This window comes from Xanthomonas sp. NCPPB 1638 (assembly GCF_041475635.2).
GTDB lineage: Bacteria > Pseudomonadota > Gammaproteobacteria > Xanthomonadales > Xanthomonadaceae > Xanthomonas > Xanthomonas cucurbitae.
The window spans coordinates 1,945,512-1,965,717 of the sequence record NZ_CM192984.1 but is presented as its reverse complement, the minus strand read 5'-3'; the positions used below and the strand labels follow the sequence as shown (position 1 = coordinate 1,965,717).

The window sequence follows — 20,206 nt, the reverse complement described above, 5'->3', positions numbered from 1 at the left end:
TCTCCCGCCAGCGGGAGAAGGAAAGCCTGGTGGCGCGTGATTTGTCGGTTGCCCTGCAACTGACTCTCCATCGCTGCCTTCCCCCACTTGCGGGGGAAGGTGCCCGAAGGGCGGATGGGGGCGTGCGTCCACACTCTGATGCCGCGCGTTGCCATGCCTGTAAGAGGGTGTTGCCCTCATCCGGCGCTGCGCGCCACCTTCTCCCGCCAGCGGGAGAAGGAAAGCCTGGTGGCGCGTGATCTGTCGGTTGCCTTGCAACTGACCATCCATCGCTCCCTTCTCCCGCTTGCGCGGGAAGGTGCCCGAAGGGCGGATGGGGGCGTGCGTCCACACTCCGGCGCCGCGCGTTGCCATGCCTGCAAGAGGGGGTCGCCCTCATCCGGCGCTGCGCGCCACCTTCTCCCGCCAGCGGGAGAAGGAAAGCCTGGTGGCGCGTGATCTGTCGGTTGCCCTGCAACTGACCATCCATAGCTCCCTTCTCCCGCTTGCGGGGGAAGGTGCCCGAAGGGCGGATGGGGGCGCCAGCCTCCATACTCCGGCGCCGCGCGTTGCCATGCCTGTAAGAGGGTATCGCCCTCATCCGGCGCTGCGCGCCACCTTCTCCCGCCAGCGGGAGAAGGAAAGCCTGGTGGCGCGTGATTTGTCGGTTGCCCTGCAACTGACCATCCATCGCTCCCTTCTCCCGCTTGCGGGGGAAGGTGCCCGAAGGGCGGATGGGGCCGTGCATCCACACTCAGATGCCGCGCGTTGCCATGCCTGCAGCCGCATGGCGACCGTGCCGGAAACCCGACGCAGTTTCGGCACGCCGCTTGCATCGTCGTGAGTGCCTCCCAGGCTGAGCGCCCCCATGAGCGATTCCGTCACCTCCATCCTCTCGCAGATCCGCAGCTACCAGACCCAAATGGGCCAAGGCCCGATGGGCGCGGTGGGCGATGCGGCGCGCGGCAATCAGATCCAGGGGCTGGCCGGGGCACAGGGAACCCCGGCCACGCAGGCACCGAGCTTCAGCGAGACCTTGCGCGGTGCGCTCGGCAGCGTCAACGAAGCGCAGCAAAAGTCCGGCGCGCTGGCCAAGGCCTTCGAAATGGGCGACCCCAGTGCCGACCTGGCGCGGGTCATGGTCGCCTCCCAGCAGTCCCAGGTGGCCTTCCGCGCCACCGTGGAAGTCCGTAACCGTCTCGTCCAGGCTTACCAGGACGTCATGAACATGCCGCTGTAAGGATTGACGACACATGGCACTCGCGATCAGCAGAGAAAACGTGAACCAGAACGCCGAAAAGGCGGGTCAATGGTTCGACCGTGTCCGCAGCCTGCAGATCACCCGCAAGCTGACCATGATGGCGATGATTGCCGTGGCGGTGGCGGCAGGCCTGGGGGTGTTCTTCTGGTCGCAGCAGCCCGGCTACCAGGCGCTGTACACCGGCCTGGACGACAAGGGCAACGCCGAGGCGGCCGACCTGCTGCGCACCGCGCAGATCCCCTACAAGATCGACCAGGCCACCGGCGCCATCTCGGTGCCGCAGGATCGCCTGTACGACGCCCGCCTGAAGCTGGCCGGCTCCGGCCTGACCGGCAAGGAAACCGGCGGCGGCTTCGAGCTGATGGAAAAGGACCCGGGTTTCGGCGTCAGCCAGTTCGTGGAAAGTGCGCGTTACCAGCACGCCCTGGAAACCGAGCTGTCACGCACCATCGGCACCTTGCGCCCGGTACGCGAGGCGCGTGTGCACCTGGCCATTCCCAAGCCCAGCGCCTTCACCCGCCAGCGCGAGGCGGCCAGCGCCTCGGTGGTGCTGGAACTGCGCGGCGGCCAGGGCCTGGAGCGCAACCAGGTCGATGCCATCGTCAATCTGGTGGCCTCCAGCATCCCGGACATGACGCCCGAGCGCGTGACCGTGGTCGACCAGAGCGGCCGCATGCTGTCCATCGCCGACCCCAATAGCGACGCCGCCCAGCATGCCGCCCAGTTCGAACAGGTGCGCCGCCAGGAAAGCTCCTACAACCAACGCATCCGCGAATTGCTGGAGCCGATGACCGGCCCGGGCCGGGTCAATCCGGAAACCAGCGTGGACATGGACTTCTCGGTGGTCGAAGAAGCCCGCGAGCTCTACAACGGCGAGCCGGCCAAGTTGCGCAGCGAGCAGGTCAGCGACACCAGCACCAGCGCCACCGGGCCGCAAGGTCCTCCCGGCGCCACCAGCAACAGCCCCGGCCAGCCGCCGACACCGGCGGTCGCCGGCGCGCCGGGCACCCCGGCCACGACCAATGGCCAGGCCGCCGCAGCGGCCGCGCCGACCGAAAGCTCCAAGAGCGCCACCCGCAACTACGAATTGGACCGCACCTTGCAGCACACCCGTCAGCCGGCCGGCCGCATCAAGCGGGTGTCGGTGGCGGTGCTGCTGGACAACGTGCCGCGCCCCGGTGCCAAGGGCAAGATGGTCGAGCAGCCGCTCACCGCCGCCGAGCTCACCCGCATCGAGGGCCTGGTCAAGCAGGCGGTGGGCTTCGACGCGGCGCGTGGCGACACGGTGTCGGTGATGAATGCTCCGTTCGTGCGCGAAGCGATGGCCGGCCAGGAAGGCCCCAAGTGGTGGGAAGATCCGCGCGTGCAGAACGGTCTGCGCCTGCTGGTCGGCGCGGTGGTGGTGCTGGCGCTGCTGTTCGGCGTGGTACGCCCCACCCTGCGCCAGCTCACCGGCGTGACCGCAATCAAGGACAAGCAACGCAAGGCTGGCAACGATGGCACTCCGCAGAGCGCCGACGTGCGGATGGTCAACGACGACGAGGATCTGATGCCGCGCCTGGAAGAGGACACCGCGCAGATCGGGCGTGACAGGAAGACCCCGATCGCCCTGCCGGATGCCTACGAAGAGCGCATGCGCGTGGCGCGCGAAGCGGTCAAAGCCGATTCAAAACGTGTTGCACAAGTCGTGAAGGGATGGGTCGCCAGTGAAGCCTGAAACACAACCGATGACCGGAGTGCAGCGCGCCGCGGTGCTGCTGCTGTCGCTGGGTGAGAGCGACGCCGCCGAAGTGCTCAAGCACATGGACCCCAAGGAGGTGCAGAAGATCGGCATCGCCATGGCCACCATGACCGGCATCTCGCGCGATCAGGTCGAAAAGGTGATGGACGAGTTCAACGGCGAACTGGCCGGCAAGACCTCGCTGGGCGTGGGCGCCGACGACTACATCCGCAACGTGCTGATCCAGGCGCTGGGCGCGGACAAGGCCGGTGGCCTGATCGACCGCATCCTGCTGGGCCGCAACACTACCGGCCTGGACACCCTGAAGTGGATGGACCCGCGCGCGGTGGCCGACCTGGTGCGCAACGAACACCCGCAGATCATCGCCATCGTGATGGCCCACCTGGACAGCGACCAGGCCGCCGAGTCGCTGAAGAACCTGCCCGAGCGCACCCGTGCCGACGTGCTGCTGCGCATCGCCACGCTGGACGGCATTCCGCCCAACGCCCTGAGCGAGCTCAACGACATCATGGAGCGCCAGTTCGCCGGCAACCAGAACCTGAAATCCTCCAACGTGGGCGGTATCAAGGTGGCGGCCAACATCCTCAACTTCCTGGACACCGGCGCCGACCAGGGCGTGCTGGGCGAGATCAGCAAGATCGACGCCGACCTGGCCACCAAGATCCAGGACCTGATGTTCGTGTTCGACAACCTGGTGGACCTGGACGACCGCGGCCTGCAGACCTTGCTGCGCGAAGTCTCCGGCGAGCGCCTGGGCCTGGCCCTGCGCGGCGCCGACGTCAAGGTGCGCGAGAAGATCACCCGCAACATGTCCCAGCGCGCCGCCGAAATCCTGCTGGAAGACATGGAAGCACGCGGCCCGGTGCGCCTGGCCGACGTGGAAGCGGCACAGAAGGAAATCCTCACCATCGTCCGCCGCCTGGCTGACGAAGGCGCCATCAGCCTGGGCGGTGCCGGTGCGGAGGCGATGGTATGAGCGAGATGGTCACCCGCTGGCTGGCACCGGACCTGCACATGGCCCTGGCCCTGCCGGAGCCGGAGTACGACGCGCCGGCCATGCTCGAGCCGGTGCTGCGCCCGCCGACCCTGGAAGAGATCCAGGCCATCGAGGACGCCGCCCAGCAGGAAGGTTTTGCCCGCGGCCATGCCGAAGGCTTTGCCCAGGGCCAGTCGGAAGTGCGCCGCCTCACCGCGCAGATCGACGGCATCCTGGACAACTTCACCCGCCCGCTGGCGCGGCTGGAAAACGAAGTGGTCGGCGCGCTCGGCGAGCTGGCCGTGCGCATCGCCGGCCAGTTGGTCGGGCGTGCCTACCAGGCAGACCCGCAGCTGCTGGCCGAACTGGTGCAGGAAGCCATCGATGCAGTCGGCAGCGCCGGCCGCGAGGTGGAAGTGCGCTTGCACCCGGACGACATCGCCGCGCTGCTGCCGCATCTGGCACCCAGCAGCAGCACCCGCGTGGCCCCGGACCTGAGCCTGAGCCGCGGCGACCTGCGCGTGCACGCCGAGAGCGTGCGCATCGATGGCACCCTGGACGCGCGCCTGCGGGCAGCGCTGGAGACCGTGATGCGCAAATCCGGAGCAGGCCTGTGAGCGCCTTGTTGGGAGCCACCCCGGCCGACTGGCTGGATGCACGCAATCTGCGCCTGGCCACCCGCCTGGGCGGCCTGGGCCTGGACCCGGCCGCCGGCCGTACCCTGATCCGCGAAGGCGTCCTGCGCCGCGCGGTCGGCCTGACCCTGGAGGCCACCGGCTGCGAAGCGCCGATGGGCGCCACCTGCAAGGTGGAAGTGGACGGCGGCTGGGTGGATGCCGAAGTGGTCGGTTTTGCCGGCGAACGCACCTACCTGATGCCCAGCGCCGAACTGCACGGCCTGCTGCCCAACGCCCGCGTGGTGCCCTCGCGGCGCCGCGGCGGCGTGGAAGTGGGCGAAGGCCTGCTCGGCCGCGTCATCGACAGCGACGGCACCCCACTGGACGGCAAGGGCCCGATCCGCGCCGAGGGCAGCGTCGGCATGGCCGGCGTGTCGATCAACCCGCTGGCGCGCGAACCCATCACCACCTCGCTGGACGTAGGCGTGCGCGCCATCAATGCCATGCTGCCGATCGGCCGTGGCCAGCGCGTGGGCCTGTTCGCCGGCTCCGGTGTCGGTAAATCGACGCTGCTGGGCATGATGACCCGCTTCACCTCGGCCGACGTGATCGTGGTGGGGCTGATCGGCGAACGTGGCCGCGAAGTGCGCGATTTCGTCGAAACCACCCTGGGCGAAGAAGGCCTGCGCCGCGCCGTGGTGGTGGCCGCCCCGGCCGACCGACCGCCGCTGGCGCGCCTGCATGGCGCCTACCGCGCCACCGCCATTGCCGAGTGGTTCCGCGACCAGGGCTTGAACGTGCTGCTGCTGATGGATTCGCTGACCCGCTTCGCCCAGGCGCAGCGCGAGATCGGCCTGTCGGTGGGCGAGCCGCCGACCACCCGCGGCTACCCGCCGTCGGTGTTCGCCAAATTGCCGGCGCTGGTGGAGCGTGCCGGCAACGGCGCCAAGGGCCGCGGCTCGATCACCGCCTTCTACACCGTGCTGACCGAAGGCGACGACCCGCAGGACCCGATCGCCGACGCCGCCCGCGCCATCCTGGACGGCCACATTCTGCTCTCGCGTCGGGTGGCCGACAGCGGCCTTTACCCGGCCATCGACCTGGAATCCTCGGTCAGCCGCGTGGTGCAGGACATTGCCGACGAACCCTGGCGCCTGCGCATCCGCAAGCTCAAGCGGCTGCTGTCTGCCTACACCGCCAACCGCGACCTGATCGCCATCGGCGCCTACCAGCGCGGCAGCGACCCGGCCACCGACGAAGCATTGGCGCGTTGGCCGGAAATCGTCGAATTCCTTGGTCAGGACGTGCACAAGGCATCGGTCCTGGGCGACAGCCTGGCCGCGCTGCAGCAACTGGTGGAACCCGAGAACTAATCCATGATGCAGTCCAAGCGAATCGACCCCCTGCTGCGCCGCGCGCAGGAACAGGAAGACCAGGTGGCCCGCGACCTGGCCGAGCGCCAGCGTGCCCTGGACACCCACCAGTCACGCCTGGAAGAACTGCGCCGCTATGCCGAGGAATACGCCAACAGCCACATGGCCGGCACCAGCGCCGTGGCGCTGAGCAACCGCCGCGCCTTCCTGGACCGGCTCGACAGCGCCGTACTGCAACAGGCCCAGACAGTGGAAAGCAACCGCGCCAAGGTGGAATCCGAACGCACCCGCCTGCTGCTGGCCAGCCGCGAGAAACAGGTACTGGAACAGCTGGCGGCCAGTTACCGCGCCCAGGAAAACAAAGTGATCGAACGCCGCGACCAACGCGAAATGGACGACCTCGGCGCCCGCCGCGTGCGTCTGGCGCGTTCCGAAGACAGCCAAGGAGACGCCGCATGAACCCCCTGTCCGCCTTCGCCGCCGGCCTCGGCGCGCTCGCCGGTACCGGCAAGAAATCCAGCTATAGCGACCCGTCGTCCGAGCCGGACCCGGCCAAGGACCAGTTCGCGCGCATGCTGCATCCGGCACAGACGCCCAACCAGGCGCCCGAGCGGGTGCCGGCCAAGCCGGCCGCGCCCAAATCCAGCCAGCCCGACACGCCGCGCACCGACGAGGATCACGGCGACGACGCCACCGGCGATGCCACCGCCCGCCCACGCGCGCAGGATGGCGATGCCAAGCCCGCGCCGTCGGCCAAGGAGCCGACCGCCAAGGACAGCAACACCGCCGCCGCGAGCGACAAGCCCACCACCGCCGGGAAGAACGGCCAGGACAGCAAGGACGCGCCTGCCGATGCCGCCACCGCCAGCGAGGCCGGCTGGCCGCCGCCGGGTCTGGGCGGATTCGGCATGAGCCTGCTGGCCCAGGCCGTGCCAGGCGGCGATGCATTGGTCGCTGCGGCCGCTGCGCTGGCGGCCAGCGTGGCCAACGCCGCCGGCACCACGCCGACCACCACTGCCCTGCCGACCGACGCGACCGCGCCAGCTGCCACTGCCAGTGTCAGTACCGCCCTGCCCTCACTGGGTGCGCTCGCGCCGGCAGCCGCCATGGCGGCCAAGTCCACCTCCACCACCGCAGTGAGCGGCGATGCGCAGACCGCCGCGCTGATGGGCCTGGCCGCAAAAGCCTTGGCACCGGCCGACGACGACGGTGCCGCATCGGCAGGCCCGGATGCCCCGGCCTTCGTGCTGCCCACCGCCGCCGCGCCCGCGCTCAACCGCGTGCAGGACCCGGCGCCGATCTTCAGCGCCTCGCCCACCCCAACCCCGGAAATGGGCAGCGACGGCTTCGACGATGCCATCGGCGCCCGCCTGAACTGGCTGGCCGACCAGAAGATCGGCCACGCCCACATCAAGCTCACCCCCAACGAGATGGGCCCGGTCGAAGTGCGGTTGCACCTGGAAGGCGACAAGGTCAACGCCAGCTTCACCGCCGCCCATGCCGATACCCGACAGGCGCTGGAGCAGAGCCTGCCGCGGCTGCGCGAGATGCTCGGCCAGAACGGCTTCCAGCTCGGCCAGGCCGACGTAAGCCAGCAACAGCAGAACCCGTCCGGCAACCGCCAGGGTGGCGGCAGCGAGGGCAACGGCCTCAGCCTGGACGACAACCCACCCGTCGGAATTCCGTCGGTGGTGTTACGCCAGCGTGGATTGCTGGACGCCTACGCCTGACCCTGACCACTGCAACCCCCGCCGGCGCTCCTGCAGCGCCGGCGGGGCCGAGCCGTCGCCACTGAGCTCATCCCCTGCGGCGCAAGGCGCGCGGGGCGTCTTTCGCGTCGCCATGAGCCCGCGCCAGGAAGTCGACGCGGTTTTGGCATGCCGATTGCATCACCCAGGCGAGCACTCTCCTGGAGCACACCGTGGCAGCGGCCAAGAAACCTGAAAAGACCGAAGAGAAAGACGAAAAAGGCGAGAAGAAGAAGGTCGGCAAGAAGTTCGTCCTGCTGATCGCCATCGCTGTCGTGGTGCTGGCAGCGGCCGGCGGCGGCGCCTGGTTCTTTCTTGGCCACAAGAGCGGGGAGAAGAATGGAAAGCATGCCGCGCCCAAGGTCGCCGCCGTGCCCAAGCCGGCCCAGTATTTCCCGATGGACCCGGCCATCGTGGTCAATCTCGCCGATCCCGGCGATGGCCCGCAGTATCTGCAGGTCGAAGTGCAGCTGGTCACCCGCGACCCGGAAGATCTCAAGCTCATCACCGAAAACGCCCCGGCCATCCGCGCGCATCTGCTGATGCTGCTGTCGCAGGTCAAGGCCACCGATGTGGCCGACCTGGCCGGCAAGCAGAAACTGCAGAAATCCGCGCTGGCCGAAGCGCAGAAGGTCATGACCAGCGAAACCGGCAAGAAGTGCGTCGAAGAACTGCTGTTCACCAGTTTCGTCACCCAGTAAGGCCTGCCCCATGAGCGTCAGCGATCTGCTTTCCCAGGACGAAATCGATGCCCTGCTGCATGGCGTGGATTCGGGCGCGGTCAACACCGAGCCGGAAGCCCTGCCAGGCGAGGCCCGCCAGTACGACCTGTCCAGCCAGGACCGCATCATCCGCGGGCGCATGCCGACCCTGGAGATGGTCAACGAGCGTTTTGCACGCTTGTGGCGCATCGGCCTGTTCAACCTGATCCGGCGCTCGGCCGACCTGTCGGTCCGCGGCATCGACCTGGTCAAGTTCAACGAATACATGCACTCGCTGTACGTGCCCACCAATCTCAACCTGATCCGCTTCAAGCCGCTGCGCGGCACCGGGCTGATCGTGTTCGAACCCACCCTGGTGTTCACCGTGGTGGACAACTTCTTCGGCGGCGACGGCCGCTTCCACACCCGCATCGAAGGCCGCGAGTTCACCGCTACCGAGATGCGCGTGATCCAGTTGATGCTCAAGCAGACCTTCGCCGACCTGAAGGAAGCCTGGGCACCGGTGATGGAGGTGGACTTCGAATACATCAACTCGGAGATCAACCCGCACTTCGCCAACATCGTCACCCCGCGCGAATACGTGGTGGTGTGCCGCTTCCATGTGGAACTGGAAGGCGGCGGCGGCGAGATCCACATCACCCTGCCGTATTCGATGCTGGAGCCGATCCGCGAATTGCTCGATGCCGGCATCCAGAGCGACCGCAACGACCGCGACGAGAGTTGGAACATCATGCTGCGCGAGCAGCTCAACACCGCCGAGGTCGCGCTCTCCAGCGTGCTGGCCAGCAAACGCATGACCCTGCGCCAGCTCACCGGCCTGAAGGTCGGCGACATCCTGCCGATCGAGCTGCCCGCCCAGGTGCCGCTGTGCGTGGAAGAGATCCCGATGTTTACCGGCGAATTCGGCGTTTCCAATGGCAACAACGCCGTGAAGATTACCGCCGTGCGTCCACCTGGCGTACAAGCCCCGCGTGCCGTTCCCTCCCAGGACTCCACCCCATGATGAATTCCGACATCCTCGACGCTGCCCCTGCCACTTTCGAGAGCCTGCAGGCAGAACACGACCAGAACGCCACCGACCTCAACCTGGACGTGATTCTGGACGTACCGGTGACGCTGTCGCTGGAAGTGGGCCGCGCGCGCATTCCGATCCGCAACCTGCTGCAGCTCAACCAGGGCTCGGTGGTGGAACTGGAACGCGGCGCCGGCGAACCGCTGGACGTCTACGTCAACGGCACCCTGATCGCACATGGCGAAGTGGTGGTCATCAACGACCGTTTCGGCATCCGCCTGACCGACGTGGTCAGCCCCAGCGAGCGGATCCGGAGGCTGCGGTGATCGGGCTACTGGCCTTGGCCGCGCCTGCCGCGACCAAGGCCACCCAGGTAGGCGCACAGGCGCCGGCCACGCCCAGCCTGTTTGGCGCGGTCTTTGCACTGCTGCTGGTGCTGGCGCTGATCGTCGGGCTGGGCTGGTTGCTCAAGCGCATGCCCGGCAGCGGGTTCCGCAATACCGAGGGCCTGCGCATCGTCACCAGCCTGGCGGTGGGTGCCAAGGAGCGCGTGGTGGTGGTAGAGGTCAATGGCCAGCAGTTGCTGCTGGGCGTGACCGCCGGCGGCATCACGCCCTTGCATACCTTGCCCGAACCGCTGCCGCCCACGCCGGCGGCCAGCCTGCCCGACTTCAAGCAACTCCCCAATTTCGCCCAGCTGCTTGCCCAGAAGCTGCGCAAGGACCGGTGACATGTTCAGTAGCTGGAATCGCTGGGGGCGCAGCCTCCGCCTGGTGTTGATCCTGCTGGTGATGAGCTGCCCGCTGCTGGCCGCCGCCACGCCGGCCGCCTTGCCGTCGATGGCGCAGGCCGCCGCTCCCGCTGCCGCGCCAGCGGCGGTTCCGCCTGGCTCCAACCAGTTGCCGACCCTGCCGAACGTCAGCGTGGGCCGCATCGGCGACCAACCGGTGAGCCTGCCGCTGCAGACCCTGCTGCTGATGACGGCGATCACCCTGCTGCCATCGATGCTGCTGGTGCTGACCGCCTTCACCCGCATCACCATCGTGCTGGCGCTGCTGCGCCAGGCGCTGGGCACCGGTCAGACCCCGTCCAACCAGGTGCTGCTGGGCCTGGCAATGTTCCTGACGGCGCTGGTGATGATGCCGGTCTGGCAAAAGATGTGGGGCGCGGGCCTGCAGCCCTACCTCAACAACCAGATCGACTTCTCCACTGCCTGGACCCTGACCACCCAGCCGCTGCGCGCCTTCATGCTGGCGCAGATCCGCGAGACCGACCTGATGACGTTCGCCGGCATGGCCGGCGACGGCAAGTACGCCGGTCCGGACGCGGTACCGTTCCCGGTACTGGTGGCCTCGTTCGTGACCAGCGAGCTGAAGACCGCCTTCGAGATCGGCTTTCTGATCTTCATCCCGTTCGTGATTATCGATCTGGTGGTGGCCAGCGTGCTGATGTCGATGGGCATGATGATGCTGTCGCCGATGCTGATCTCGGCACCGTTCAAGATCCTGCTGTTCATCCTGGTGGATGGATGGGTGCTGGTGGTGGGTACGCTGGCGGCGAGCTTCAACGCTTCCTAGCGGTATGGCCAGCTCCCGTCTTGCCGCGGTCACGCGAGCGGAGCAGCCACTCCCCCGACCGCAGCCAGCTCGCCAGCCTTTGCGTCGGCATCGGCTTCGGAGTTGGCTTTGGCTTTGGCTTTGGCTCTGGCCTTTGCTCTGGCCCTTGCTTCCAGGGGCCCCATACCGCAGCGGCAAGGCCGGCAGATACAACCCGCAGGGCGGCGCGCATGGATGCGCGGCGTTTTTGTAAGGGACAGGGATGTCCCTTACAAAAATTTCTGTCGGACTTGCGGACCCGGAGCGCCGCAGGCGCGGAGGGCGCGAGGACGGGGTGTGCTTTCTTTTGGTTACTTTGGTCAGCCTGCGGCTGCCGTAAAGCGCTTCTTTGCACAAGCAAAGAAAAGTGACTCGCGCCCGCGAGGGCGTGAAAGCCGTTGATTTCGTTGTGTTGCGTTGATGATGTGAAATCAAAAGCTGTGAGCAACAGCAAGTGCAGAGCTTTCGCTCCCCTTCGGGGAACGAGTCACTTGATCAGCCTTCGGCTGCTGTAAAGCGCTTCTTTGCTTGTGCAAAGAAAGTAACCAAAGAAACACACACCCGTCCTCGCGCCTTCCGCGCTACGCGCTCCAGGTTCGCAATCCGGGTAGAAATTTTTGTAAGGGACGGTGGATTCGCCCGCGAAGTGCAACAGTCCTATAACGTAGCGGGCCAGGTGTCGTAGCCTGAGCCCCTACACGACCAAGTGGAGTTGCACATGCGCTATCGACACCTGACCCAGGACGAACGGTACCAGATTGCCTGGGGGTGTGATCTCTCTGTCTCCAATGCGGACATCGCCCGCCAGCTCGGCCGTCATGCCAGTACGATTGGCCGCGAGCGCGCGCGCAATCGTAATGCCAGTAGTGGAACGTACCGTGCCCAGCAGGCGCACCGCACCGCCCGCCAGCGTCGCAGTCAAGGCAGTAGCCACGCGCAGATGGACGGGCCGATGCAGGCTGCATTGCTGGCCGGGCTGGCCGAAAAATGTAGCCCTGCGCAGATCCACGGCCGTGCGCGTTTGCTGGGTCAACCGATGGTAGGGGTGGCCAGTGTGTATCGCTATCTCAAGCGTCACCGGTTACGGCATTTGCTACGCCTGCCAACACGGCGGCGTCCTTATGGGCGTGGCCGTGCCAAGCGATTTGAAGAGCGCAAATCCATTCACCAACGCCCCGCGCATGTGGCCTCACGTGCGCAGTTAGGCCATTGGGAATTGGATACGGTCCGCCCATCGCGCGGCACTGGCGTGCTGGTGACGCATGTCGAACGCAGCAGTGGCTATGTGCGTCTGGGCTGGAGTCCTGACGGCACCGCCGATGCTGTTGCCGAGGTCATTTGCGCGCGCCTATGGCGTGTGCGCGATAAGGTGCTGACGCTGACCTGCGATCGCGGTAGCGAGTTCGCCCAGGATGCCCGCATCGAGGACCGGCTATCGACCAAGGTGTACTTTGCCGACCCACATGCCCCTTGGCAACGCGGCTGCAATGAGAATCTCAACGGACTGCTCCGGCAGTATTTTCCGCGCAGTCGTGACTTCAGCACCATCACGGCGCAAGAGCTGCAGCAGGTTGAACATTCACTCAACAACCGACCCAGAAAACGATTGAGCTATCTCACTCCAGCCGAGGTCTTTTTCAACTACGATACCCTTGCACTTCGTGAGTGAATCCACCGACATCCATGTCCCTTACAAAAACGTCGCGCATCCATGCGCGCCGCCCTACGGGTTGTATCTACCCGGCTTGCCGCTGCGGTATGGGGGGATGAGAAGCCAACAGCAAAAACAGAGCAAAGCGACAGCGACAGCGACAGCGACAGCGACAGCGACAGCGACAGACAGTGCAACACGAGGCAAATCAGATCCCCGTCTACCAACCAATCCCCAATCCCCGCCCCTTTGGCACCCTACTTGCATCACCACCCCCATGAGCCCTGAAATCGCCCTGACCGAATTGCGTGGTGGCCTGGTCACCGTCCTGTGGATCGCCGGCCCCATGCTGCTGGCGGTGCTGGTGGTCGGCGTGGTGATCGGCGTGATCCAGGCCGCCACCCAATTGAACGAGCCCACCATCGCCTTCGTCGCCAAGGCCGTGGCGTTGACCGCCACCCTGTTCGCCACCGGCAGCCTGCTGCTGGGGCATCTGGTGGAATTCACCATCGCGCTGTTCCAGCGCATTCCCCATCTGATCGGTTAGCGCACCGGATGGATGCCGCCACCCAGATGGTGATCGATGGCCAGCGCGCGTTCGCAATGGTCGGGGCGATCCTGTGGACGATGCTGCGCACCGGTGCGCTGCTGACCGCCATGCCACTGATCGGCACGCGTGCCGTGCCCGCACGGGTACGGGTGATGCTGGCCGGCACCTTGTCGATGGCACTGGCCCCGATCCTGCCGCCAGTGCCCGAATGGGACGGATTCACCGCGGCGGCCGTGCTCAGCATCGCGCGCGAACTGGCAGTGGGTGCCAGCATGGGGTTCATGCTCAAGCTGATCTTCGAAGCCGGTGCGCTGGCCGGCGAGCTGGTGTCGCAATCCACCGGCCTGTCGTTCGCACAGATGTCCGATCCGATGCGCGGAGTGACCTCCGGCGTGATCGCGCAATGGTTCTATATCGGCTTCGGCCTGCTGTTCTTCGCCGCCAACGGCCACCTGGCGGTGATCGCCCTGCTGGTGGACAGCTACAAGGCCTTGCCGATCGGCACCGCCCTGCCCGACGCCAGCGCCTTCGCCAACGTCGCCCCTACGCTGTTCCTGCAGGTCCTGCGCGGCGGGCTGACCCTGGCGCTGCCGATGATGGTGGCGATGCTGGCGGTCAACCTGGCCTTCGGTGCGCTGTCCAAGGCCGCGCCTGCGCTCAACCCGATGCAGCTCGGCTTGCCGCTGACGGTGCTGCTGGGTTTGTTCCTGCTGGCCAGCTTCGCCAGCGAGTTCGCCCCGCCGGTCCAGCGCCTGTTCGATACCGCCTTCGACGCCGCCAGGGGCCTGACCGCCTAATTGAGACGCAGCTCAAGTTTCAGGGACAACGGCCGCCAACGCAGGTGACGATCGTGTGAGTGGACCATCCTCTTCCTTGCCCGGACACCAATGCCCAACCTGTTTGCGCTATTCGCTTCATGGGATTTGCACGGCCACAGGCGCTGCCGCCAGGTTGCGCTGTGCCTGCTCGGCTGGGTGCTGGCAGCGAGCGTCGGCGCGCAGACCTACAGCCTTCGCGACTATGGCCAGGCCGACGGCCTGCAGGGCATGACCGTCAACAGCCTGCTCGAAGACCGCCAGGGGGTGGTCTGGATCGGCACCGAGCTGGGCCTGCACCGCTTCGAACGCGAACGTTTCATCCTGGTGGGCAAGGAAAGCGGCCTGGACGCACGCTTCATCCGGGCCTTGACGCTGGATCGTCGCGGACGTCTGTGGGTTGCCAGCGTCAACGGGGTCTTCGTGGGCGATGGCCGTACCTTCACGCCGGTCCTGCGCGATGGCAATCCGATCCGCGCCGACAGCGGCAACGTGATCGCGGCCTACGCGGACGGCGCAGTGGTGGTCAGCGAGAACCAACTGCTGCAGCTGTCGCCGAAGGCACCCGCTGGCTGGAGCGTCCGGGTACTGCCGTTGCGCCTGGACGACGGCACCCTGCTGCCGGCCGGCAAGGCCTTGCTGGCCGATGGGCAGACCTTGTGGTCCAGCTGCGGCAAACAGGTCTGTCGCATCGATGCCGCCGGGCATGTCGCACTGCTCGGCAGCGCCGAGGGCGTGCCACAACGGAACTGGCGTGCCATCTTCCGTGACCGTGCGGGCCGGATGTGGCTGCGTGGCGGGGGCGCGGTGTTGTCGCGTGCGCCCGGCGAACGCGAGTTCCAGGCACATCCGCCACCGGCCGGCAGCAGTTTCGACACGCTCTCAGCGGCCACCACCCTGTCCGAAGACGCGCAAGGCCGCCTGCTGACCCGCTCCGATCGCGGCATGGTGCGCTGGGAAGGCGACCACTGGCGCTATTTCGGTCACGACAAGGGGGCAGGAATCAGCCCGATGGTTGGCCCATTGCTGATGCAGAGCACCGGCCAGTTGTGGATCGGCACGCGCGGGCTGGGGGTGCAGCGCTGGCTGGGCTACGGCACCATCGAGCACTGGGACGAAAGCCAGGGGCTGGCCGAAGCGCCCACCTGGGCGATCCAGCGGCTACCTAGCGGCGAACTGCTGGTGGGCGGCGATGCCGGCTCCAATGTGCTGGATCCGGCGACCGGACGCGTGCAACCGTGGACGCTCGCCAACGGCGAGCCGCTGCTGCAGGCGGTCTCCATCGCGCTGTCGCCGGTCGATGGCGCGGCCTGGGTGGGGCGCTCGTCCGGTCTGCTGGCGCGGCGCGACCCGCAGACCGGCAAGACCATCGACATGCTGCGGCTCGGCGTTCCGATCAACAAGCTGCAATTCGACCCGGCAGGCGTGCTGTGGATCACCACCCCGCGCGGCTTGTATTCGGTTGCTCCCGGGATGCCGCCGCAGGCCAGGCAGGAACCGATGGTGCCAACGGTGTTCGTGGTGGACCTGGACCTTGATCGCCAGGGACGCCTGTGGGCCAGCACGCGCGAGGGCCTGTATCGCCGCGAAGCGGACGGCCGCTGGGTTCGCGTGCAGGTCCATGGCGACCTGCCCACGCACGATTTCTTCCTGCTCGATTTCTCCGCCGACGGCCAGCTCTGGGTGTCATTGCGCGACACCGGCCTGTGGCACGGCACCGTGCAGGACGCCGCGCAGATTACCTTGACCCCGGTCAACGACCCGCTGGTGGCGCGCGTCATGCCCTTCATCCTGCGGCATGACAGCAAGGGAAACCTGTGGCTGGGCAGTAGCCAGGGACTGGATCTGCTGAAAGACGGGCACTGGTCGCGTGCCACCCGTAGCGAAGGCTTGCTGTGGGACGACCTGTCCGCCAATGGCTTGTTCGAAGATACCGATGGCAGCATCTGGCTGGGCAGCAGCCGTGGATTGACCCACCTGAAGGATCCCTTGCAGGTATTTACCGCACCTCCGCTGCGGGTGGAGGTGCTGCGCGTGCACCGAGGCGAGCAGACCATCGCCCCCGGTGCGCAGGTGCCCTGGTCGCAGGTCCCGCTGGACGTGGAGATCGGTACGCCCGGTGCGGAGGGCGGCCCGGATCGCATCAGCTTCCGTTACCGGGCCAGAGGCCACCAAGCCGGCTGGGCCACCACCTCGTTGAGCCATCTGAGCTATCCGTTGCTGCCCCCGGGACGCTACACGCTGGAGGTGCAGGCGGTGGATGCCAGCCAGCGCAGCGTCAGCCCCATCACACGTTTCGAGTTCGTCCTGACGCCACCATGGTGGCGTGGCCCACTGGCGCTGCTCGCCTATCTGCTGCTGGCCATCGCCGCAGTGATCGGACTGTTGCGGTGGCGCACGGCCAAGTTGCTGCGACGCAAGCGCGAACTGGAAAAACTGGTCGCCGAGCGCACCGCCGAGCTGGAGCAGGACAAGCGCAACCTGGAAACAGCACGCGCCGAACTGGCGCTCAAGGCCAGCCACGACGAACTCACCGGCCTGCTCAACCGCGCCGGCATCCTGGCCGCGCTGCGTAGCCTGCTGCTGGGCGCCGATCCGGTAGTGCGCCCGCTGGCGGTGGTGTTGATCGACCTGGACCACTTCAAGCAGGTCAACGACCAGCACGGACACCTGGCTGGCGATGCGGTGCTGGCCGACGTCGGACGCCGGCTCAACGCACTGGTGCGTGGCGATGACCGGGTCGGGCGCTATGGTGGCGAAGAGTTGCTGGCGCTGCTGCCGGGCCTGCACCGTGGCGCCACACATCGCCTGGAGGCCCTGCACCGTGGCATCTGCGGCCAATACCACATCGACGGCGGCAGCTTGCAGCTCACCTGCTCGGCCGGCGTGGCGTGGCAGCAGCCCGGCGAAACCCTGGAACACCTGCTGGCGCGCGCCGACGCAGCGCTGTACAGCGCCAAACGCGACGGCCGCAACCGGATCGCCTATGCCGAGGAAGCAATCGGCGACGCCCCAGCCAGCGACGCGTAAGCGCTGGCGTCTGCACCCACGCTGCACGCGGCATGATTAAAGTATTCCGCAACGACAGCCGCTAGTCGGTATATCGCGGCCCGTAACGGGCTGCCAACCGAAGCGTGAGAGGTGCGCGCCACGCGCGAACCGCACGCACGATGCGTGGGAGACTGCAACGCCCGTGGGGTTCTTGCACTACCAGAGCAGGTCAACAGGCCGGCGTGCACCGTACGTGGCGGTGTTGCTGCTGGCGTGGCTGGCGGTGGCCGGCCTGGCCGGGGCGCAGAGCGTCAGCATCCGCCGCTACGCGCATGACCAGGGCCTGGTGGGCCTGGCCGGCACCTGTCTGTTGCAGACCCGCGCCACGCTGCTGTGGGTGTGTACCGAAAGCGGCCTGTATCGCTACAACGGGCGCATCTTCAAGCAGATGGAACTGGGCGGTCTGCGCAACGAGCCCATCAACGCGATGAGCCAGGCCGCCGACGGCCAGCTCTGGGTTGCCGGATTCAAGGCCCTGTTTGTCGGCGACGAACACGGCTTGCGCAAGCTCGCTCCCGACGAAGCCCCGCACCTGCAGGAAGGCATGCTGCTGGCCAGCCCGGCATGGGGCACGGTGCTGGCCAACGGTGCAACGCTGGAACGCCTGAGCCCTCGCAGCAACGGCCGCTGGCAGAGCGAGCCGCTGCTGGACACCGCCACGCGTGCCCGCCTACCGGAGCTGTCCAAGGTGCTGAGCCTGTCGGTGGAAGGTGACACCCTATGGGCCGGCTGCGCGCGCAAGCTGTGCGCCATCGATGCGCAGCGCCAGGTGCAGGTCTACGGGCCGGAGCAAGGCGTGCCGGAGGATCGCTGGTCCAGCGTGCTGCGCGATCGCGAGGGCGGGCTGTGGGCGCGTGGCGCCGGTACGCTGATCTATCGCGCACCCGGCGCGGCACGCTTTGCGGTGCGCCCCGCCCCGCTACTGGATGGCAGCACGATCGGACGGCAGGCGCCGTTGGTGATGGACCGCCAGGGACGCGTGCTGGTACGCCGCAACGACGGGCTGCTGCGCTGGGAGGGCGACCATTGGCGTAGCTTCGGGATCGCCAACGGACTGCCACCGGGCAGCAGCGACGCGATCGTGGTGGACCGCGACGGCGATCTGTGGATGACCGTGGACGGTGAGGGTCTGGTGCGCTGGGCCGGCTACGAATGGATCGAAAGCTGGGACGCCTCGCAGGGCATGCCGGCCGCACCGACCTGGGCGATCGCACGCGATGCGCATGACGCCCTGGTGGTGGGCAACGAACACGGCATCGGCCGCCAGGCGCATCCGCACGAGCGGTTCGTCCCGGCCCTGCCGGAGGCCGGCATCCAGATCGTGGGCCTGGCGCGCGGCGCAGACGGCAGCCTGTGGACGCTCAGTTCGGCAGGCCAGCTGCGTCGTCAGTGGCCCGATGGCCGCAGTGCCGAGATCGGCAAGCTTCCGCGCATCGGCAGACGCCTGCACATCGACCGCCAGGGCCGGTTGTGGGTACTGAGCGTCGGCGGCCTGTTCGTGGTCGAACACCCCGAGCAGGGTGGCACGCTGCATGCGGTATCGGAGCTGCCCGCCATCTCCTACACCGACATCCAGCATACCGCCGACGGCACCTTGTGGGTCTCCAGCGCCAATGGCCTGTTCCGGCTGCAGGGCAAGCAGTGGTCCAAGGTCCCGGTGCGGGTCAATGGCGGCGCGGCAGACCCGTGGATCAGCAAGTTCCATCTCAGCGACGACGGCGAGGTGTGGCTGGCGTTCTATCGCCCTGGCCTGTGGCACGGCATGTTGCTCGACGGCCGGCTGGACCTGCAGGCCGTCAGCGACGAAGCCATGCGCGATGTCGGTGTGTATCTGTTGCGCGGCGACAGCGTCGGCCGGATCTGGGTGGGACACGCGCGCGGCGTGGAGGTCTACAACGGCGAGCGCTGGGCGCACCTGTCGCAATCGCAGGGCCTGCTTTGGGACGACGTCTCCGAAGCCGCGTTCGCCGAAGACCCTGATGGCTCGGTCTGGATCGGCACCTCGCGCGGCATCAGTCACCTGCACGATCCCGGACGCCTGTTCGAGCAGCGCCTGCCCAGCGTGCGCATCGACAGCGTCAGCCGCGGCGGCGTGCCGGTGCAGCGTGGCCAGTTGCTGGGCTGGAGCGACAAGCCGCTGCATATCGAACTGTCGAGCATGGAAGTCTATGACGACCCCAGCCGGCTGTCCGTGCGCTATCGCCTGCTCGGCCTGCACGAGGAATGGATCCAGGGCAACGAGCTGTCGATCGACCAGCCGCCACTGCCATCCGGACATTTCCGCCTGCAGGTGCAGCTGTTCGACCGCTACCGGCGCACCGTTTCGCCGGTGGTCGATCTGCCGTTTGCGATCGCGCCGCTGTGGTGGCGCAGCCCGCCGGCAATTGCGCTGTACGTGCTGATCGGTGGTGGCCTGTTGATCGGCCTGTGGCGCTGGCGGCACCGCCACCTGGTCGCGCGCGAGCGCATGCTGGCCGAGCTGGTGGCCGAACGGACCTACCAGCTGGAACGCGAAAAACGCGATCTGGAGAGCGCCCGCGCGGCGCTGGCGCTGAAGGCCAGCCACGACGCACTGACCGGCCTGCTCAATCGCTCCGGCATCCTGGAGGCGATGGCCGAGGAACTGCTGGCCTGTGCAAGCGCCGACCAACCGCTGGCGGTGGTGCTGATCGACCTGGACCATTTCAAGCAGATCAACGACGAACACGGACATCTGATCGGCGATGCGGTGCTGGCCAGGGTGGGCGCGCGGCTGACCGCCTGCCTGCGCGATTCGGACAAGGTGGGGCGCTACGGCGGCGAAGAACTGCTGGTGCTGCTGCCGGGCATGCAGCGCCAGAGCCAGCACCGGCTGCGCGCCATTCACGAGGCAATCGGCGTGGCGCCCTACGAGGTGGGCGCCGCGTATCCACTGCAGGTGACCTGCTCGATCGGGGTGTCCTGGTTCCGTCCCGGCGACACCGCCGCCACCCTGCTGGCACGCGCAGACGAGGCCTTGTATCGGGCCAAACGCCACGGCCGCAACCGGATCGAACCGGAAGAACCCGACGTCTCGGCTGCCTGACGCCGGCGCGGCCGGGCGCCGGCCCGCCCCATTCCCCACGCGCGACCATCA

17 protein-coding genes are annotated in these 20,206 nt (G+C 67.3%); all 17 read left to right on the top strand.

Annotated features, from left to right (window positions below; translation table 11 throughout):
* Positions 1-847: 847 nt before the first annotated feature.
* The 17 genes from fliE (at position 848) to ACCQ13_RS08395 (ending at position 20,155) form a co-directional block, all read left to right on the top strand.
* Positions 848-1,219 carry a flagellar hook-basal body complex protein FliE gene (gene fliE / locus ACCQ13_RS08475; RefSeq protein WP_167526873.1) on the top strand — a complete coding sequence of 124 codons (372 nt, stop codon included), beginning with the start codon at positions 848-850 and terminating at the stop codon, positions 1,217-1,219.
* Positions 1,220-1,232: 13 nt separating this feature from the next.
* Positions 1,233-2,957: a flagellar basal-body MS-ring/collar protein FliF gene (fliF, locus tag ACCQ13_RS08470; protein ID WP_159407001.1), complete on the top strand. Its 1,725-nt coding sequence runs from the start codon at positions 1,233-1,235 to the stop codon at positions 2,955-2,957.
* Between the two features lie 10 nt (positions 2,958-2,967).
* Complete coding sequence (gene fliG, locus ACCQ13_RS08465; protein WP_104605563.1) at positions 2,968-3,957, top strand: flagellar motor switch protein FliG; 990 nt, start codon at positions 2,968-2,970, stop codon at positions 3,955-3,957.
* Positions 3,954-4,574: a FliH/SctL family protein gene (locus tag ACCQ13_RS08460; protein ID WP_104605561.1), complete on the top strand. Its 621-nt coding sequence runs from the start codon at positions 3,954-3,956 to the stop codon at positions 4,572-4,574. The genes fliG and ACCQ13_RS08460 overlap by 4 nt, the downstream gene beginning before the upstream one ends.
* Positions 4,571-5,947, top strand: a complete 1,377-nt coding sequence (locus ACCQ13_RS08455) for a FliI/YscN family ATPase (protein ID WP_104605559.1) — start codon at positions 4,571-4,573, stop codon at positions 5,945-5,947. Before ACCQ13_RS08460 ends, ACCQ13_RS08455 begins: the two co-directional genes overlap by 4 nt.
* A gap of 3 nt (positions 5,948-5,950) precedes the next feature.
* Positions 5,951-6,406 carry a flagellar export protein FliJ gene (fliJ, locus tag ACCQ13_RS08450; protein WP_104605557.1) on the top strand — a complete coding sequence of 152 codons (456 nt, stop codon included), beginning with the start codon at positions 5,951-5,953 and terminating at the stop codon, positions 6,404-6,406.
* Positions 6,403-7,677 (top strand): flagellar hook-length control protein FliK, encoded by a 1,275-nt coding sequence (locus tag ACCQ13_RS08445; protein WP_104605555.1) that lies wholly within the window; start codon positions 6,403-6,405, stop codon positions 7,675-7,677. Before fliJ ends, ACCQ13_RS08445 begins: the two co-directional genes overlap by 4 nt.
* A gap of 191 nt (positions 7,678-7,868) precedes the next feature.
* On the top strand, positions 7,869-8,396 hold the full coding sequence (locus tag ACCQ13_RS08440; protein WP_104605553.1) for a flagellar basal body-associated FliL family protein: 528 nt from the start codon (positions 7,869-7,871) through the stop codon (positions 8,394-8,396).
* A gap of 10 nt (positions 8,397-8,406) precedes the next feature.
* Positions 8,407-9,420 (top strand): flagellar motor switch protein FliM, encoded by a 1,014-nt coding sequence (gene fliM, locus ACCQ13_RS08435; protein WP_104605551.1) that lies wholly within the window; start codon positions 8,407-8,409, stop codon positions 9,418-9,420.
* Positions 9,417-9,755, top strand: coding sequence for a flagellar motor switch protein FliN (gene fliN / locus ACCQ13_RS08430; RefSeq protein WP_104605549.1), 339 nt, complete (start codon positions 9,417-9,419; stop codon positions 9,753-9,755). Before fliM ends, fliN begins: the two co-directional genes overlap by 4 nt.
* On the top strand, positions 9,752-10,159 hold the full coding sequence (fliO, locus tag ACCQ13_RS08425; protein ID WP_104605547.1) for a flagellar biosynthetic protein FliO: 408 nt from the start codon (positions 9,752-9,754) through the stop codon (positions 10,157-10,159). Before fliN ends, fliO begins: the two co-directional genes overlap by 4 nt.
* 1 nt (position 10,160) lies before the next feature.
* Complete coding sequence (fliP, locus tag ACCQ13_RS08420) at positions 10,161-11,006, top strand: flagellar type III secretion system pore protein FliP (RefSeq protein WP_104605545.1); 846 nt, start codon at positions 10,161-10,163, stop codon at positions 11,004-11,006.
* A gap of 736 nt (positions 11,007-11,742) precedes the next feature.
* Positions 11,743-12,693, top strand: a complete 951-nt coding sequence (locus ACCQ13_RS08415; RefSeq protein ID WP_159407000.1) for an IS30 family transposase — start codon at positions 11,743-11,745, stop codon at positions 12,691-12,693.
* A 259-nt stretch (positions 12,694-12,952) separates the two neighbouring features.
* On the top strand, positions 12,953-13,222 hold the full coding sequence (locus ACCQ13_RS08410; RefSeq protein WP_104605198.1) for a flagellar biosynthetic protein FliQ: 270 nt from the start codon (positions 12,953-12,955) through the stop codon (positions 13,220-13,222).
* 8 nt (positions 13,223-13,230) lie between these two features.
* On the top strand, positions 13,231-14,022 hold the full coding sequence (gene fliR, locus ACCQ13_RS08405; RefSeq protein ID WP_104605200.1) for a flagellar biosynthetic protein FliR: 792 nt from the start codon (positions 13,231-13,233) through the stop codon (positions 14,020-14,022).
* Positions 14,023-14,271: 249 nt separating this feature from the next.
* A complete protein-coding gene (locus ACCQ13_RS08400) occupies positions 14,272-17,070 on the top strand; it encodes a ligand-binding sensor domain-containing diguanylate cyclase (protein ID WP_223214448.1) in 2,799 nt (932 codons plus the stop codon).
* Between the two features lie 163 nt (positions 17,071-17,233).
* Positions 17,234-20,155, top strand: a complete 2,922-nt coding sequence (locus tag ACCQ13_RS08395; RefSeq protein ID WP_159406998.1) for a ligand-binding sensor domain-containing diguanylate cyclase — start codon at positions 17,234-17,236, stop codon at positions 20,153-20,155.
* Positions 20,156-20,206: the final 51 nt, after the last annotated feature.